Source organism: Rothia sp. P5766, from assembly GCF_048513555.1.
GTDB lineage: Bacteria > Actinomycetota > Actinomycetes > Actinomycetales > Micrococcaceae > Rothia.
Genome location: NZ_JBLXXS010000002.1, coordinates 1 through 17,030, shown reverse-complemented (window position 1 = coordinate 17,030; position 17,030 = coordinate 1). Strand labels below are relative to the sequence as shown.

The following is a 17,030-nucleotide window of genomic DNA, read 5'->3' as shown; positions in this document are numbered from 1 at the left end:
AGGCAAACTCATCGTCCCCAGCTTTTTAGGTAGCATAGTAAAGGCAGTGTGTTCCCAGTAATCGAGAGGCTTCCCAGTATGACCAGCATTGTAAGCATCAGTAGCCTTAAAGGCGGCGTGGGTAAAACCTCTGTTACTCTAGGGCTTGCTTCTGCCGCCCAGGCCTGCGGATTACGCGTTCTGGTCATTGACTTGGATCCGCACGGGGATGCTTCAACGGGTCTGGGCTCACCTACCGATGGTGCCGATATGGGTGCCATGCTCTCAGCGCCCGACAATTATTGGCTCAAGGACGAGATTCGTCCCTCCTCATGGACCACTCTGGGCAGTTTGGGGCAGGCTTCCCGAACTGGCTTAGAAGCCGGGGTGTGGGTTGGGCGCGCGTCAGCCCGGCTGACAGCCCTGGAACGGTCTGAGCCTACAGACATTCTGTTGCCTCATCTAGCACGATTGCTAGAACCCGTGAGCGACAATTTCGACCTCATCCTCATCGACTGCCCGCCAACCCTTGGTCGCCTGACCGAGATGGCCTGGGCGGCTTCCGAGCGGGTTCTCTCTGTTGCCGAGCCTTCCCTCTTCTCTGTTGCCGGCTCTGAACGCACTATGCGAGCTATCGCCCGCTTTGAGTCAAACACTGAGTACGCTGTCGGATCAGCATCCATCATTATGAATAAGGTCAGGGACAATGACCCTGAGCACGAATACCGCACCGAAGAAATGCGGGTCCTCTTTGGTGATCTGGTAGCAGAAATCCCGATTCCTGAGACTCCCCTGCTTCAGCGAATTCAAGGCTCCGCCTACCCCGTCCACTACTGGCCTGAAGCAGAAGCCCAGCCTCTGGCAGATGCTTTTACAGCCCTCTTAGCCGGGCTGGTAGAGCTTGAGAAAGCCAAGTAAGGCGCCTAGGAATACAAAAGGGGAAGGAAACCCTTGAAGGGTTTCCTTCCCTTATGTGCTGTGTTTACACAGAACAAAACTAATAGCTGATTAGGCGCCAGCTTTACGCGCCCGGCGGGCAGAGAGCTCATCGTGAATTTCGGGGCCCTGAGCGACTTCTTGTGCGGTGTTCTCGCCGGGTAGCTCACTGAGCGAAACTTCGAGTTCACGCCAGACCCGGCCAATGGCAATGCCGAAGACCCCCTGGCCAGCCTGTACCAAATCGATTACCTCGGCAGCTGAGGTACATTCATAGACCGATGCACCATCAGACATGAGAGTGATACCGGCCAAATCTTCGACACCCCGAGCACGCAGGTGCTCCACCGAAGTGCGGATCTGTTGCAGGGAAACCCCGGTGTCCAAAAGGCTCTTAACGATTTTAAGAACCAGGACATCGCGAAAAGAATATAGACGCTGGGAACCTGACCCCTGAGCAGAACGCACGGTGGGTTCGACCAGGTGAGTTCGGGCCCAGTAATCAAGCTGGCGATAGGTAATGCCAGCAGCTTTACAGGCCGTAGGCCCACGGTAGCCCAGATTTTCATCGACCAGGGAAAGCGGATCGTCAAACAGAACGCCCTGCTCGCCTACCGGGGCACTGCGAGGCATGACGTCGTCAATACCCAGCAAGGGCTGATCCAGAGGGGCAGATACGCCTTGTAGCGCATCAGTTGCGCTCTTGTAACCGTTATCGTTATTCACGGTGATAGCGATTCCTTCCCTCATGTGGATCATGGACTCTCTTATCCTACCTGCCCCAACCCGATTGACTGTTATTTAGGGAAGCCAGACACCCGGCGTTTTAAGGTGGTCTAAGTCATTAAAATACCGCCACCAGAAAGCTAGCCAGAGACCCAGCCCTCAAAGAGCCTAATCAAAGCTTGGCATTGCGCCTGCGACAAGGGCCATGTGTAGGCGGAGCATCAACTGGGCAATTTCACCAGCAAGCTCAGCCGCCCTGGCCTGAGATTTTTCGTCCTTACGCAAGGCCAGCGGGCCGACAGCGGTCTCCACCAGGTCTACTTCCCGGTCAGCCGCCGCCCGGAAAGCCCTCAGGTGGCGCGGGTGTAGGCCGTGGACAGTGAGCTGGTTACAGACCTCGGTGACAGCCAGATCATACTGGTCGTAGGCTTCTTTCCCCTCTTCTAGCAGCCCGTAGTTGAGGAGTTCACGGAGCAGGGGCATATCAACGCCAGCCGCCTGGCCCAGCTCTCGCAGAGTATAGACCTGCCCAGGTTCAGCAGGAAGAGCTGGGCGCTGGCCCGGAGCAACAGCAGGAACGGTTTTCTCTTCCTGAGATTGGACGGCCTCGGGCGCAAGCCCAGCATCTAACTCAGCTAGACGCTGCCTGATAACTTTGAGCGGTAGGTACTGGTCTCGCTGAAGCTGGAGGACATAGCGTAGGCGCTCAATATCCTGCTCAGAGTACTTACGGTAACCGGTATTAGTGCGCTGCGGGCTCACCAGCCCCTTGTCTTCAAGGAAGCGAATTTTAGAGGCGCTAATACCCTCAAACTCACCTTCGAGGGCGCCGAGTACCTGGCCGATCGTCTTATTCTTGGCCCCGGCACCGCTAGCGTCAGCAGATTGTGCCTGGGGTTTCATTACTTGCCTTGACCCTGGTAGAAAGCGAAGTGAAACTTGCCGATGTGGATTTCATCGCCGTTCTTGAGGTAAGCCTCATCGACGCGATCACCATTAACATAGGTACCGTTCAAGGAATCAGCGTCGGTCAGGATGAAGCTACCAGCGTTTGGAATAAAGAGTGCGTGGCGACGCGAAACGGTGACGTCGTCTAAGTAGATGTCAGACTCAGGGCTACGGCCGGCAATAGTGGGTAGAACCCCACCGTCATCTGTCGCATCGGGAGTCAGCAGGAAACGAGCACCCTTGAACTGACCATCAATACCAATAAGAACAGCTGAGCCAACAGGAAGAGTTGCCAGCAGGGCGGTTTCCTCAGCAGTAGGAGTGTGAGCCTGAGAAATCCCCAGGGCGGTGAGGCTAATGGTGCTTGTCTGTGGGTGGGCTTCGGCGGGGGCCATACAATCTAGTCCTTTGTGGGATGGTGCGACAGAAGAATCTTGGGGTCTGGAACCCGGGGAAGATGACTACGTCAAGGGATATGTTGTGTTGTGGTATGAACCGGCACAAGGTCACGAAATGGTAAACAGTGAACCGCTTGTTTAATCTTAGCCATTAGGAACGATTTATGGCTATTTCAGGCCGTGTTCCATCCGGTATTTTTCGTGATTTTCGCTCAGCAGAAGGGCACCGCCCTCCCCGGTAGGGAAAAGGCGGTGCACAAGCTCTACGAAAAGTGGGAAAGCTACTGGGCTTCAATCTCAGCTAGGTAGCCCTCAGCAGAAAGCAGGGAATCAATATCAGCTTTGTTCGCCGGGCGGAGTTCAATCAGCCAGCCCTCACCGTAAGGATCAGAGTTCACAATTTCGGGCGAGCTTTCCAAGGCATTGTTGACAGCTACAACTTGGCCAGAAAGCGGAACGAAGAGGTCAGAGACGCTCTTGGTGGATTCAATCTCACCGAATGTTGCCTCAGCTTCGAGGGTATCCCCCACTTCGGGCAAGTCAACGTACACAACGTCGCCCAGTTCACCCTGGGCGTGGTCTGTCACCCCAATACGAACTGTTCCGTCTGCGGTGAGTTGACCAACCCACTCGTGTTCTTTGGTGTATTTGAGTTCTGCGGGAACATTGCTCATCGGAGGTGTCCTTTTCTAGTGATCAAAGATGCCGATCGAGGTGCGTGAAGCTCGAACTAACTGCGCATGATTCCAGTGAGGGAAAAGGAATCAGCCTAGGCACGATTATATGACACAGAAAACAGTGATGCGTGTTTGGCGCCACCTCTTTTACTGTCTTCTTACCATAAAAGGCCCGCCCCTCATGGTGAAGGGCGGGCTGGTCTTTACCGTGGATTAGATAAGGCCCTCAGAGAATTTGTAGGGGTTACCGAAACGGTGGGCAGTAATCGAAACGGCCTGCTCCCGGATAAAGGGCAGAATCTCGATTCGACCGGCTTCTGTCACAGGCTGGAAGTAAACCGCAATGTCGGGTCGGCCATTCAAGGCCTGGTAGACACTCGTGACGTCATGGCCAATGTAGCGGATACGGGCACCCTCAAAAGCGGTTCCCTCAAGCTTCTTGGAGGGGGTGTGAGCAATTTTGGCAAGAGCCGAGCGGTACTGAGCATCGTCCTGAGAGACAAGGCTGATACCTGCGGCGCCCAGAGCTGCGGTCAGAGCAGTGGGTAGCTCCTGGGCGGTGGAGAACTCAACCCGTGCCCCGGCAACCAGCCCCGCCAGCAGAACACGCAAGGCAGCGACAAGCTCCCCATCTTGGTCTAGACGAACCTGAACCGTAGTTGGCAGGTAACGCAGGATATTGCGTTCTACACCCAGCTTACTGGGGTCGTGCCCCTGCCCGAATTCAGTTGCCCAGGCATCAGCATCAGAGCTTGCGGCGCGAGCCAGCATATCCAGCTCTTCTGGTGGGAAGCCATCCAGTCCGCGAACAGCGGTCAGCACAGAGAGCACCTTCTGGTCGGAGGGGGCGGTGGTCGCAGTTGCGGGTGCGCTTTCCCAGTCGCTGAGGGCCACCAGGTAGTTGGGGCCGCCAGCCTTGGTGCCCGAACCTACGGTGGACTTCTTCCAGCCGCCGAAGGGCTGACGCTGAACAATCGCGCCGGTGATGCCTCGGTTGACGTAGAGGTTACCCGCCTGAACCCTGCTGAGCCAGAGTTCAAGTTCACCGGAATCCAGTGAATGCAGGCCAGCGGTCAGGCCGTAGTCGGTTGCGTTCTGAAGCTCAATGGCTTCTTCTAAAGTTGCGGCCTTCATGACACCCAGAATGGGACCAAAGTACTCGGTCAGGTGGTACTCGGAGCCGGGCTTGACACCTGCGCGGACGCCGGGTGACCAGAGCCTGCCGGTCTCATCGAGCTGCTGGGGTTTGAGAATCCAGGTCTCGCCCTCGCCCAGCTCGGTCAGGCCGCGCTTGAGCTTGCCCTCGGGAACCTCAATGACCGGGCCCATCTCGGCTTCAATGTCCTGGGGGTGGGCAACGTGCAGGGACTTTACCGCATCGACCAGCTGGTTGTAGAAGCGCTTAGACTCCCCTACCGAGCCAACAAGAATAACCGTTGAAGCCGCTGAACACTTCTGCCCGGCATGACCGAAGGCCGAGTAGACCACGTCTTTAACCGCCAGATCAAGGTCAGCATTGGGGGTCACAATAATGGAGTTCTTACCGGAGGTCTCACCGAATAGCGGCAGGTCCTTACGCCAGGACCGGAACATCTCGGCGGTCTCGTAACCGCCGGTCAGAATCAGGCGGTCAACGCTGAGGTGGGCAATCATAGTGGAACCGGCCTGGCGGTCGGTAACCTTGACCAGGCGCAGGACCTCCTCGGGCACTCCAGCCTGCCACAGCACCTCAGCAATCAGTGCGCCCACCCGGGCGGTGTTGCTTGCGGGCTTGAAAATCACGGCGGAGCCAGCGGCCAGGGCAGAAAGCACACCACCGACGGGGATCGCTGTGGGGAAGTTCCAGGGCGGAACGACCAGGGTCAGCTTAACCGGGTGGTGCTTGGCACCGTCCACAGAATCAAGGCGCTCAGCCAGCAGAGCGTAGTAGTAGGCAAAGTCGATAGCCTCAGAGACTTCAACATCTCCCTGGTCCAGGGTCTTGCCGGCCTCAGCAGCCATAATCTCCATGAACTCGCCACGGCGGACCGCCAGGTTGACGGCTACCTTACGCAGGATTTCGGCACGTTCGGAGGCGGGGCGGGCACCCCAGGCGCGGCCAGCTTCCACGGTCTGGGCGACCAGGGCCTCAGCCTCTTCTGATGAACCCAGCTCGTTAGCCTCCAGAGATTCCAGACCAATCTGGGTGGTCTTGGAGCGCTCCAAGATAGCGCGGCCCCATTCACGGTTACCCGCCAGGGCTGGGTCGGTATCGGGAGTGTTCTCAAAGGTCCCGGGGGCAGGCTTGAAAACAGTATCAGCAGTCTCCTCCAGCCTGTTCTGGGTGCGCTGGGGCGGCTGAACTTCATCGGTCACAGCCTCCAGGGAGCGCAAGAATCGATTCTTTTCGCGTTCAAAGAGCTGGGGGGAAGAATCCAGGTCAAAGACCGCGCTCATGAAGTTCTCGCTCGATGCGTTCTCTTCAAGGCGGCGCACCAGGTAGGAGATAGCGACGTCGAACTCTTCGGGGCGGACCACGGGGGTGTAAAGCAGCAGGTGGCCCACACGCTGGCGGATAACCTCCGCCTGCTGGGAGGCCATGCCGATGAGCATCTCAAATTCGATATCTTTTTCGACCCCTCGGTCTTCGGCGAGAAGCAGTGCAAAAGCGACGTCAAAGAGGTTGTGGCCGGCAACGCCCAGGCGGATGTTGCGGGTGCGTTCGGGGGTCAGTGCATAGTTGAGGATGCGCTTGTAGTTAGTGTCAGAGTCCTGCTTGGAGTCGCAGGTAGTCAGGGGCCAGCCATGAACGGCGGCTTCTACCCTTTCCATGGACAGGTTTGCGCCCTTGACCAGTCGAACCTTGATGCGAGCGCCACCGGCGGCAACGCGCTGAGCGGCCCACTCCTGAAGGTGCTGCATGGCGGCCAGGGTGTCGGGCAGGTAGGCCTGGAGCACGATGCCGGCCTCCAGGTTCTTAAGCTGGGGCTGGTCAAGGATCTTGGTGAAGACCGCGATGGTCATGTCCAGGTCCTTGTACTCTTCCATGTCCAGGTTGATGAACTTGGGGGTCGGTGATGCCGCCGCCTGCTCGTAGAGGGGGGTTAGGCGTTCAACGGCATCGGCCACGACCTCTTCGAAGGCCCAGTGCGAGTGGGGGCCAGATACGGAGGACACCTTAATGGAAACGTAGTCAACGTCGTCGCGGGCCAGCAGTCGCTTGGTTTCACTCAGGCGGCGTTCTGCCTCGCGGTCGCCTAGGACGGCTTCACCCAGCAGGTTGATGTTGAGCTTGTTGCCTGTTGAGGTCAGGTGTTTGATGGCGGGGCCAAGCTTCTGGTCGCGGGCATCGACAATCAGGTGGCCCACCATCTGGCGCAGGACGGTGCGGGCAAGGGGTACGGTGGGCCAGGAAGCCTTGGCGGCCAGCTTGCCGCCCACCCCTACAGCGCTCTTCATGTACCAGGGCAAGAAGGAGGGCACGATCGGGGCGATTCGGCTCAGGTTTTTACCGGCGACTTGCTGGTCTTCGGGGCGGATGACGCCGTCCACAAAGCCCACGGTGAAGTCTAGGCCGTTAGGGTCTTTGAGAACTCCGGCCAGTTTTTCTGCGGAAGGGTCAGAGGGAATCTGCTGGGCCGCCTGAACCCAGTCGGCAACCAGCTGGACGGCCTGTTCTGCTAGTTTCTGGTGGTGGGTGTCGGTGAAGGGTTGTGCCATGGGGTGACCTCCTTGTTGGCCCGCTCTTGGCGGGGCGAAAACCTGCTTCTTGTTATCCATTTCACCATCTTTAGGTTCTGGTTACACTATTAGTAAAAGTGAATATTTTTTACCCTGTATATTTAGTAGCACTAATGTTTATTGGTCTGAGTGCTCTACCCCTAGTGAGGTTCCCCCATGTACGACCTGCGCCGCCTTGCCATGCTGCTAGAAATCCACGAACGCGGTACCCTTGCCGCCGCCGCCAAAGCACTGCACCTGACCTCCTCCGCCATCTCCCAGCAAATCACCACACTGGAAAAAGAGGTGGGCGCTCCCCTGCTCCGCAAGGTCGGCAGGGGGGTTGAACTCACCACAGAAGCACTGATTTTGGCCGATAGTACCCGGAACATACTCAGAGAAATGGATGCTGCCCGCACCCGCATCACGCTGCTGGATGGAGTGCCCACCGGCCAGGTCAAGCTGGCCATCTTTCAGTCAGCCGCGCACGCCCTGCTCACCGGTGTGCTTGAGCACCTGGCACGCCTGGCGCCTCAGGTACAACTACACGTGGTACAGATTGACCCGGAAACCGGCCTGTCGCTAACCCGCAGCCGGGAATTCGATGTGGTCATTGCTGAGTCCTACCCCCACCACTACATTCCCGAATACCCGGACCTCACCTATGACCTGTTGGCCCTTGACACTTTGCAGTTGGTTGTTGCTCAGGACAGCCCCGTGGAAAAGCTGGCCGATGCTAGCGCCCTCCCCTGGGTTTTTGAAGGCGAGCACAACACCTCCCGCATCTGGGGTATTAACCAGTGCCGGGCGGCAGGTTTTGAGCCGCACATCCGTTACGTGATTGATGACCTCAACGCCCACCTGCAACTGGCCGCAACCGGGGCGGCAGCCATCATGCCCAGCTTTGCGCTGCCTGCCCAGGGCAAAGAACTAGAGGAAGCTTACGGTGTTAAAGCCCTACCCCTGCCCCATGCGCCCTCCCGGAAAATCTTCATGGCAACCCGCGCCGAAAGCTCCAACCAGCCAGCAATCCAGGCGGTCAAAGAGGCCCTCCAAGACGCAGTTGCCCGCCTACCCTAAGGGGCAGACGGGCCTAAGGGGTAGACGGGCTCAAGACCTCACGAAACCGGCAGTCTTACTTATCTGCTGGCACCGCCATGGTATCTGAGTAGTCCATAGCCTGCAGAGTCAGCACCCAGGCCCCGTCCTCATAGTCAGCCGCCAGCCCAAAGAAGTAGGGATCTTCCGTGACCGGAACCCATTCGGTCCGCGGAGGGTTAGCCTCAGAATCCAGGAGCACGGTCCCGTTTTCTACCAGGTAGGTATTGAGTACATACTCACCAAACTCATTGCCCTTGCCCACAAGGTAGAAGTCGGTCACTGCCTTGCGGTGGCCCCGCACAACCCACCCGCCGTTTTTGTAGGCGGCATCGACCTTGTCCAGGAAGTCGAGCTCAGCCTGCTGAGAGGGGTTAGGCTTGCCCGCTGGCGTTACCAGCTCCCGCCAGCGGGCGGTGTCGCCGCTGGTAATCGCGTAGTTACGCTCAGCCAGGTAGTATTCAAAGAATTTGACGAAACCCTCTTGGGTGTGCTCATTCATACCCTCAGGTTCAATGGGCCTGGGGACCTTCTGGGCCGGTGCTTCTTCTGTGGCAGGCACGTAGTCATCAAAGCTCCCATCATATTTAAGCCCGATAGCTGGAACCCTGTTCTGGGTGGACAGAGCTTCTGAACTTGCTGCTGTAGCGGAGGCGGATGATGACGCAGTTGCCCCAGCCGATGCTGAGGGGGAGCCTGCTGTCGTGGAGAAACCGGCTTCACCGGAAGGTGCCGAGCTACTAGAGCTAGGCTCGGGCCTTGCCGTTGACCGGTCAGCAGACGGGGAACCGGAGGCCCCCACACCGCAACCGGTTAGGGCAAGGACAGAGAGAGCCAGCGTGGCCCCTAGACGGGAGGCAGGCCGGGCAGAAGAGGCTAGAGATGGGGCAGAAAAACGCATGAAGGTACTCCTGAACATGTGGTGTTTGGGTAGTTACACCCTACCTGCTCAGCAATCGGTCAGCATGTTTTTATCCACAGGGCAGGTGGAGTACATAGCGTAGAGCCCCAGTGAACAGGCGGTCACGGCAAACCAACTGTATATAGCAGAAATGTATTATGCGGCTGGAACCTACTGACTGAGGCAGATGTATTTACCCTAGAAGAGCCAACGGAATAACATACACGCCATCGGGGCGACGGTAGGCCACGTCGCCAGCGGTAATAACAACCAGGCTCGCAACGCGGTGAGGCAGCTGTTCCTTCAACCAAAGAAGATGACGTACGTCCCGGTCAGTAGGAGCCGCTTTCAATTTCACTTCTATGGCAACTAGTTGCCCGTCATGCCCTTCTACAAGGAGGTCGATTTCTCTAGCGCCTGAATTCATTCTGAGGTGAGAAACTGTGGCCTCCAGCGACTGCGCTATAACACGTACCGTGAGAGTTACTAAAGATTCAAAAAGGGGGCCTGCCATGTGGCTCCCCCGGTCAGAGAGCAAGGAAGAGGCATCCAACCCTAGAAGATGAGCCGCTAACGCTGGGTCTGCTAGATGGTGTTTGGGGGATTGTTGTAAGCGCGTGAAAGCGTTTAAGGCCGGTACCCAACCGGGCACCGGGTCGAGTAACCACAATTTAGCCAAATGCTCACGATAGGTGCGGGTGGTTTTTTCAGATGGCTGTGTTCCATCACCACCGGTCGTTGCGTCAAGCAGTTTTGAGTATGCAGTTGTGCTTGATTCAGCAGCCGCGTATGCCGCCAGCCATTTTCTAAGCGCCAAGGGGTGGCGAACCTCAGCACCAAGTTCTGGGATATCACGGTCGATTACACGCATGAGGTACCCTTCCAGCTGTGCACGCAAGGCACGGGGGTTGAGCCCGGCCAACCCGGGAAATCCGCTCGCGACAATCGCTTCCATATAGTCTGCCAGCTTATACTCTGACCGATAGGTTTGATATATCGGCTTCACCTGCCAGCAGGTCAGAAAGGAATACGGTTGGGGTTGTTTGGCCGCGCTCATGCAACCCCATGGGGCGCATACGCAGGGAAACTACCCGACCGGCCCCGCTGTGGCTTCCAGCCATATCGTAGGGGCTAGCTGAGCCAGTGAGCAGGAATGACCCAGCAGGGGCCCCCTGGTCAACTGCCCTGCGCACCATGTCCCAGACCTTCGGGTAGTACTGCCACTCATCAAGCAGGAGCTTCTTACCCCGAAAACTATCAAAATCAAAGTCGCTTTCTAAGAGGGCCACATTACTTGTTCGGTCGAGAGATAGAACAGTATCTGCGCGACGTTGGGCGGTGGCGGTTTTACCGACACCTTTTGGGCCATCAATAGCTACAGCAGAAAGGTGGGGTAAAAGGTCATCAAGTTCCCGGTCCAACGATCTTGGAAGGTATTTCATAACTAGATATTATCACTTGTCAGACAACTCTATTACCGTATTTTCATATACTCTATTACCTGAATTTCATGAACGGTATGACCTGATTTTCACTCAATGTATTACGGCTTCTTCAAGATTGACGGGAAAGCGGACCCCCTTTGAACCGCGGTGAGACTCCCCCTAGAAGGCACCGCTCCCTTAGAATTATCTGTAAGGCCCTTGACCGGGGCTGACCGTTTGTGAAGGGTAGCTTGTGTCGTCTTTGAATCATTCTCAGTTTATTTGGAACGTAGCCGATGTCTTGCGCGGGACATATAAGCAACACCAGTATGGCCAGATTATTCTGCCCTTTACCGTGCTCTTCCGACTGGATGCCACCCTAGCCCCGACTAAAGAGGCCGTTGTGAAAGCAGCCGAGGGTTACCAGCTGGACGATGTCCCGTTGGCCATGCTCGCTTCCCAGACGGAGCACCACTACAGTTTCTATAACCTGTCGCGCCACAACCTCAAAACCATCACGAACGACCCCGATACCCTGGCCATTAACCTGCGCGACTATATCAACAGGTTCTCCGCGAATGTGCGCGATATCTTTGAGAAGTACAAGTTTGAGGATACGGTTGCCGAGCTTGAATCGCATGACCTGCTTTTTCAGGTCATGCAGCACTTTGCCAAGGTTGATTTGCACCCGGATAGAGTCAGCAATGAGCAGATGGGCAATATCTTTGAGGAGCTGATCCGCAAGTTCGCGGAGGCTTCTAACGAGACTGCCGGTGAGCACTTCACCCCACGCGAGGTCATTGAGCTTATGGTGACCCTGCTCTTGGCCGATGATGAGGACCTGCGCACCGACTATATTGTGCGTGAGGTCTATGACCCCACAGCAGGTACCGGCGGTATGCTCTCGGTGGCGGAGGAAAAGATTAAGGCCATTAACCCCACCGCCGATGTGATCCTGCTGGGCCAGGAGCTCAACCCTGAGTCCTACGCAATTTGTAAGGCGGACATGGTGGTTAAGGGCCAGGAGGTGGATAGTATCGTCCTGGGTAATACTCTCACGGCCCCGGCTTTTGAGGGGCGCACCTTCCACTTTGGGCTGTCCAACCCACCTTTTGGGGTGGATTGGAAGACCGCTAAGGCTTTTGTGGAGGACGAGCATAAGAGCATGGGCTTCCACGGCCGTTTTGGTGCTGGTCTGCCCCGTGTTTCTGACGGTTCTCTGCTCTTTCTTCAGCACCTGATTGCTAAGTTACGTGAGCCGGGCAGGGGCAGTGACGGTGTGCCCCAGGTGGGTGGCCGTGCTGCGATTGTTCTGAATGGTTCGCCTCTGTTTACGGGTGGGGCTGGCTCAGGTGAGAGCAATATCCGTAAGTGGGTTTTGGGCCATGACTATTTGGAGGCCATTATTGGACTGCCGACTGACATGTTCTATAACACCGGTATCAGCACCTACATTTGGGTTTTGAATAAGCAGAAGAAGGCTGAGCGTAAGGGCAAGGTTCAGCTGATTGATGCCACGGATATGTTTGAGAAGATGCGTAAGTCGGTGGGTTCTAAGCGTAAGCGTCTGTCGGCTGAGCATATTGCGGGGATTACCCGGCTCTTTTCCGCTTTTGATGCTGCGGATGATAAGCGTTCTAAGGTGTTTGACCGTGAGGAGTTCTTGTACCGCACGATTACGGTGGAGCGCCCGCTGCGCTTGAACTGGGGTTTTACAGCTGATCGAGTAGAGCGTCTGCTGGGTTCTAAGGAGCTGGCTAAGTTGAAGCTGTCGGCTGAGGCTAGAGAAGCTCTGGCGACTGCCTTGGGTAAGCAGGTGGAGCAGGCCGCCGGTGCGGTGTCCACGGTCAAGGCGGATGTTCAGGCTGTGCTTTTGAAGGTGTTGGCGGAGGCAGGTGTGACGGTTAAGCCTGCGGCTCTGGCTAAGTTGGTGGATGAGCTGGCGGTAAAGGACGAGGCCGCAACCCCGGTTTTGAAGGCTGGTAAGCCGGTAGCGGATAGCGAGTTGCGCGATACGGAGAATGTGCCCTGGGGCGAGGATATCCACGAGTATGTGGAGCGGGAGGTTAAGCCCTTTGTGCCAGATGCGTGGATTGATGAAGCCAAGACGAAAGAGGGCGCGGAGATTCCTTTTACCCGCCACTTCTACGAGTATGTGCCACCCCGCCCGTTGGAAGAAATAGACCGCGACCTCAAAGAGGTACTGGGCAGAATTCGGAAGCACCTGGACGAGGTGATGGGGTAAATGTCCGACAGCAAAGACTACGAATGGTTCGGGGAAAATTTGCCTGACGATTGGAAGATAGTACGTTTAGGCTCAGTCTTTCGAGAACGGAGGGAACAAACTACTGCTGAGGAATTACCACCTCTATCGGTTACAAAGAATGGTGTTATAGAGCAACAAGAAAGTGTTGCTGTTTCGGTTATTGGTGCTCCCAAGAAGATTGCCCGTAAGGGTGATTTTGTCATCAATAGTCGTTCTGATCGCAAAGGTTCTGCGGGAATCGCTCCACGTGATGGATCAGTTTCACTGATAAATATTGTTCTAGAACCAGTAGGAATTGAACCTGAATATGCACGATACCTTTTAACAAGTGTTGGCTTTCAAGAAGAATTCTATCGTTTTGGGTCAGGCATCGTTGCCGATCTTTGGACAACCCGTTACTCAGCGATGAAAGCGATCAAAATTCCGTTACCCCCCGTTAAAACCCAGCGCGCAATAGCCAAAAGGCTGGACCATGAGCTGTCTGAGATTGATGGGCTAATTGCTGACCAGCAACATATGGCTGATTTACTAGAAGAACGGCTCAAAGTATCTATCGAGAATAAAATTCTTAAGATACCTGGTAAAATAACGCCTCTCCGTTATTTAGCTGAGATACTTCCCGGGTATGCTTTTAAAAGCTCTGATTTTACAGAAGATAAGCAAGGTGTTCCCCTTCTGAGAGGTATTAATATCGGAGTAGGGAATCTTAAGTGGTGTGATGTAACCTACTTACCTAAAAATTTATCTGCAGGATTTGACACCTTTAAGCTGAAATATGATGACATTATTTTAGGTATGGACCGGCCAGTAATTTCTGATGGAGTCCGCGTTTCACTGGTAGACAAAAAAGCAGAAGGCACGCTTTTAGTTCAACGAGTAGCACGACTTCGCGCAAAATTAAATCATGTAGCAGCAGAATGGCTATTCCTTACACTCTCCTCAAGAGCATTTATAGATTATCTCGAGCCACAATTCACTGGAGTAAGTGTCCCCCATATTAGTCCTCAGCAGTTGGCAAACTATAAAATTATAGTACCAGACATTGATACACAAAAAGAAATAATACACACCATCAAGGAGGAGATAGATGAGGTATCTAAAATAAAAAAAGATATCACCACGGCCATCCAGATTGCACAAAGCAGAAAGAATGCACTTATCGAAAATCTAACAGGGGGTAAAAACCTTGGGTTATATCTTCAAAAAATTGGATAGATTAGACAAGATTTTAAAAGACGAAAGTTATCAACGGGAGCTAACCGGAGGTTTATTTTACTATGAAAAAGATAATTGGGATGATTATGGGTATTGTGTAACTTACCATTTAGCTTACTGTTTCCCGGATGATTTTAACCATATAGGTTTTCCGAAAATATTTAAAATCGGGTCATTAAAGCTTTCAGACGGCAAAAATCTGCTCGGGGAAGATACACCTTCCGAGAGTGATATTCTTGAAAAAATTTCGTCATCTCAAAACCATTTATCAATTGGCGCGGACCTACTATACTACAAGAATCTCATCACACTTGAGAATATGAGCTTAATTGATTTGCAAGCTTATCTTAAGCAATTAAATGATATTGCATATAATTTTTCAATTCTCAAATCTCTCAAATCAGATTTTGATTCGCCTTCCTTAGTCAAGCCTGCCCGCCCTGTACATAGACCCACGAGGATATACGACCTGATTAACGATGCATTCCTTAGGCACTTCGAGGATCTCGATTACCTTAGAATGCACAAGTTGGCGAACAGACAGAACTTTTTCCAAAAATATTTGCTAGAGATTAATAACAGCTATCTTGCCACTCCCTTGGTCCTTCGGCCTTCCAGCAATATCCAAGATGAGGTATTGAATAAAAATATATTTTGTTTTATAGGTAGTAACGGTGTAGGAAAGACCAGGTTGCTGAAATCTATTTATAATAGTTTCATAAATGGTGAAATGGTTTACACAAACACAAACCAAGATTTTAGATCTGGCTCAGTTTTCTTCTTCTCAATGTCGCCTTTTGATTCACCAGTAGTTGAGTCACAAATTGGAAAATACTTTGGAGTCCAGATGAATCAGGTATCTCTTAAGGAAGAGATATATGATTTACTCTCTCTTGAGATGAAGGAAAAATACCGAGAGAATGCACAAGACGGCATATTTATCAAAACAGGTACCGAGACACAGCATAAAGATAAATTTTTTAATATTTTCATCCATTCTGTTAACACGATTCTACTAAAAAACAATTTCCCAATATGGATTGATTTAGTAGAAAGAATACTTCAAGATAAGCAAACCTATTTTGATAATTTTGATAATTTTCAGAAAAATATAAATAGAATCAAATCAAACGATCCATCTGATGAGCTTTCAGAATTTCAAAAGATTATCCCCTTTATGCAGGAACAGGATATATTAGCTGCTGCAGATTTCTATGACTCATTATTTAAACTAATGTATCACCAAAGTAGCGGAGTTTCCTATATTCTTTTATTACTCACCTATGCATTCGCAGCCATAGAAGAAAACTCTTTGATACTAATCGATGAGCCTGAAAATCATTTACAACCTCCGATGCTGGCTAGACTGTTGGATAATTTATCTTGGATTTGCAGAAATACAAATTCAATTTCAATACTCGCTACGCACTCCCCAGTAACAGTTCAAGAGTTAGTAAAAGATAATGTGTTTATTCTTAAGCCTCAGATTATTGAAAGCGAAGAAGATCCGAAAAATAGACAACTGATTGCGTTTAATCCTGATTTCAACACTTTCGGCGAAAACATTGGGACAATTAATAGAAAAATATTTAACTATGAGATTGAAACATCGGGATTCTACAAAAAACTAAGAGATTTTTATACTCGCTATAAAGATAATTACGAAGTTAGAACTGAGATATCTTCCAATGCGGGTTTTGAGGCAATTACTATAATTGAAAACTCCGCCATGTTCTTTGATTCAGAAATGTGAGTATCACACAATGATTAAAATCGAAAAAAAGATACCCGATTGGGGACTGGAGAAATTTATAGAATTATTAGGATATACATATTGTGGCGAGCCAAAATTCAGCTATGAATTCTCTGATAAAGACCTTCGGATTAATTCAGGTCGCCCAAGGACTCGATATATTAAGTCCTCTAATATCAAGCTTCTATATACACTAATAAAAAAACAGGAAAGCTACTTCTATAGGAAATTTATCTCTGGCGAAAAAATATCCTCCCAGGTTTTTTCTGTAAGTCATGACGCCATAGAATTAGAGTGTCCAAGCACCAATTCCACCGAATCGGTAGGTACAGACGATTCTCTGTTTATTAAGTTTATGGGGAATTTATATGATAAATATAAATCAAATTTACTTAGACGATTAGAATTTATCTCAAAGAATTCCAGGTGTAGCTATTGTCAAGTTTCCAGGCCAAATACTCTTGATCATTTTCTTCCCAAATCACATTTCCCCCTTCTTGCAATATCTCCTTTAAATCTTATCCCTTCTTGTTCAGAATGCAATAGCTCAATATCTACAAAGAATAAATATACTGATACTCAAGCACTGATCTACCCTTATGGATTAAAAACAGATAGAACAGGCTGTCTTACCTTCACATTTAATAATGGAGGTCACTTTCCTTTTATTCTAGATGGTTTCAAAAATGATTCAGAAGTTGAGAGGCATATAGCAACTACAGGAATTACAAGGAAGTGGAATGGAATGGCTTTATCGGAAATCTCAGATATGATTGAAATGGCGGATACGTTCGTATCAAAAATTTCTCTAGAAGAGATAGATACCCAGTTGAAAATAAATCTGGCACAAAAAAATAAGACAGACAAAGTTGCTGAAAAAATTTTATATTCAGCGATGCTAGATGAGAAAAATCTATCAGGGTTTATGGAATATCTTATTTCACACAATAAAGATCAAAGGATTACTCCCCCAAGTTTAACTAATACATCTGAGATTGAGTATTTAAAAA

General features: G+C 52.0%; 14 protein-coding genes. 6 read left to right on the top strand and 8 right to left on the bottom strand.

The annotated features are described in order from the left end of the window. Positions 1-78 precede the first annotated feature (78 nt). Entirely contained in the window at positions 79-897 is an 819-nt protein-coding gene (locus ACN08V_RS01205) for a ParA family protein (protein WP_419104229.1), read from the top strand. 90 nt (positions 898-987) lie between these two features. On the opposite strand, the gene ACN08V_RS01200 is transcribed toward ACN08V_RS01205, so the two are convergent. The 5 genes from ACN08V_RS01200 to ACN08V_RS01180 all read right to left on the bottom strand — a co-directional run bounded on the left by ACN08V_RS01200 (position 988) and on the right by ACN08V_RS01180 (position 7,363). Further along, positions 988-1,548: a MerR family transcriptional regulator gene (locus tag ACN08V_RS01200; RefSeq protein ID WP_419100119.1), complete on the bottom strand. Its 561-nt coding sequence runs from the start codon at positions 1,546-1,548 to the stop codon at positions 988-990. A gap of 261 nt (positions 1,549-1,809) precedes the next feature. Then, positions 1,810-2,544, bottom strand: coding sequence for a MerR family transcriptional regulator (locus ACN08V_RS01195; protein ID WP_419100036.1), 735 nt, complete (start codon positions 2,542-2,544; stop codon positions 1,810-1,812). Continuing rightward, positions 2,544-2,984 (bottom strand): FHA domain-containing protein, encoded by a 441-nt coding sequence (locus ACN08V_RS01190; protein ID WP_419100035.1) that lies wholly within the window; start codon positions 2,982-2,984, stop codon positions 2,544-2,546. Before ACN08V_RS01190 ends, ACN08V_RS01195 begins: the two co-directional genes overlap by 1 nt. Positions 2,985-3,268: 284 nt before the next feature. Further along, a complete protein-coding gene (gene gcvH, locus ACN08V_RS01185; protein ID WP_419104228.1) occupies positions 3,269-3,661 on the bottom strand; it encodes a glycine cleavage system protein GcvH in 393 nt (130 codons plus the stop codon). A 216-nt stretch (positions 3,662-3,877) separates the two neighbouring features. After that, positions 3,878-7,363 (bottom strand): bifunctional proline dehydrogenase/L-glutamate gamma-semialdehyde dehydrogenase, encoded by a 3,486-nt coding sequence (locus tag ACN08V_RS01180; protein WP_419104227.1) that lies wholly within the window; start codon positions 7,361-7,363, stop codon positions 3,878-3,880. A 177-nt stretch (positions 7,364-7,540) separates the two neighbouring features. Between ACN08V_RS01180 and ACN08V_RS01175 the strand changes: the two genes are divergently transcribed. Then, positions 7,541-8,443: a LysR family transcriptional regulator gene (locus tag ACN08V_RS01175; RefSeq protein ID WP_419104226.1), complete on the top strand. Its 903-nt coding sequence runs from the start codon at positions 7,541-7,543 to the stop codon at positions 8,441-8,443. Between the two features lie 55 nt (positions 8,444-8,498). Here the strand turns inward: ACN08V_RS01175 and ACN08V_RS01170 are convergent, their stop codons facing one another. From ACN08V_RS01170 to ACN08V_RS01160, 3 genes are all read right to left on the bottom strand, one after another. Further along, on the bottom strand, positions 8,499-9,362 hold the full coding sequence (locus tag ACN08V_RS01170) for a DUF6318 family protein (protein WP_419104225.1): 864 nt from the start codon (positions 9,360-9,362) through the stop codon (positions 8,499-8,501). A 193-nt stretch (positions 9,363-9,555) separates the two neighbouring features. After that, the gene (locus ACN08V_RS01165) at positions 9,556-10,233 is read right to left on the bottom strand and encodes an ATP-binding protein (RefSeq protein ID WP_419104224.1); all 678 of its coding nucleotides are present in this window, start codon (positions 10,231-10,233) and stop codon (positions 9,556-9,558) included. Positions 10,234-10,330: 97 nt separating this feature from the next. Beyond that, positions 10,331-10,804: an AAA family ATPase gene (locus tag ACN08V_RS01160; protein WP_419104223.1), complete on the bottom strand. Its 474-nt coding sequence runs from the start codon at positions 10,802-10,804 to the stop codon at positions 10,331-10,333. 235 nt (positions 10,805-11,039) lie between these two features. Here ACN08V_RS01160 and ACN08V_RS01155 point away from each other — a divergent pair, with 235 nt between their 5' ends. The 4 genes from ACN08V_RS01155 to ACN08V_RS01140 all read left to right on the top strand — a co-directional run. Further along, positions 11,040-13,031 carry a type I restriction-modification system subunit M gene (locus tag ACN08V_RS01155; RefSeq protein ID WP_419104222.1) on the top strand — a complete coding sequence of 664 codons (1,992 nt, stop codon included), beginning with the start codon at positions 11,040-11,042 and terminating at the stop codon, positions 13,029-13,031. After that, positions 13,032-14,267, top strand: a complete 1,236-nt coding sequence (locus ACN08V_RS01150) for a restriction endonuclease subunit S (RefSeq protein ID WP_419104221.1) — start codon at positions 13,032-13,034, stop codon at positions 14,265-14,267. Next, positions 14,239-16,020: an AAA family ATPase gene (locus ACN08V_RS01145; protein WP_419104220.1), complete on the top strand. Its 1,782-nt coding sequence runs from the start codon at positions 14,239-14,241 to the stop codon at positions 16,018-16,020. Before ACN08V_RS01150 ends, ACN08V_RS01145 begins: the two co-directional genes overlap by 29 nt. Before the next feature lie 10 nt (positions 16,021-16,030). Further along, positions 16,031-17,030, top strand: a 1,000-nt coding sequence (locus tag ACN08V_RS01140) for an HNH endonuclease (RefSeq protein WP_419104219.1), incomplete at its 3' end; no start/stop codon positions are given.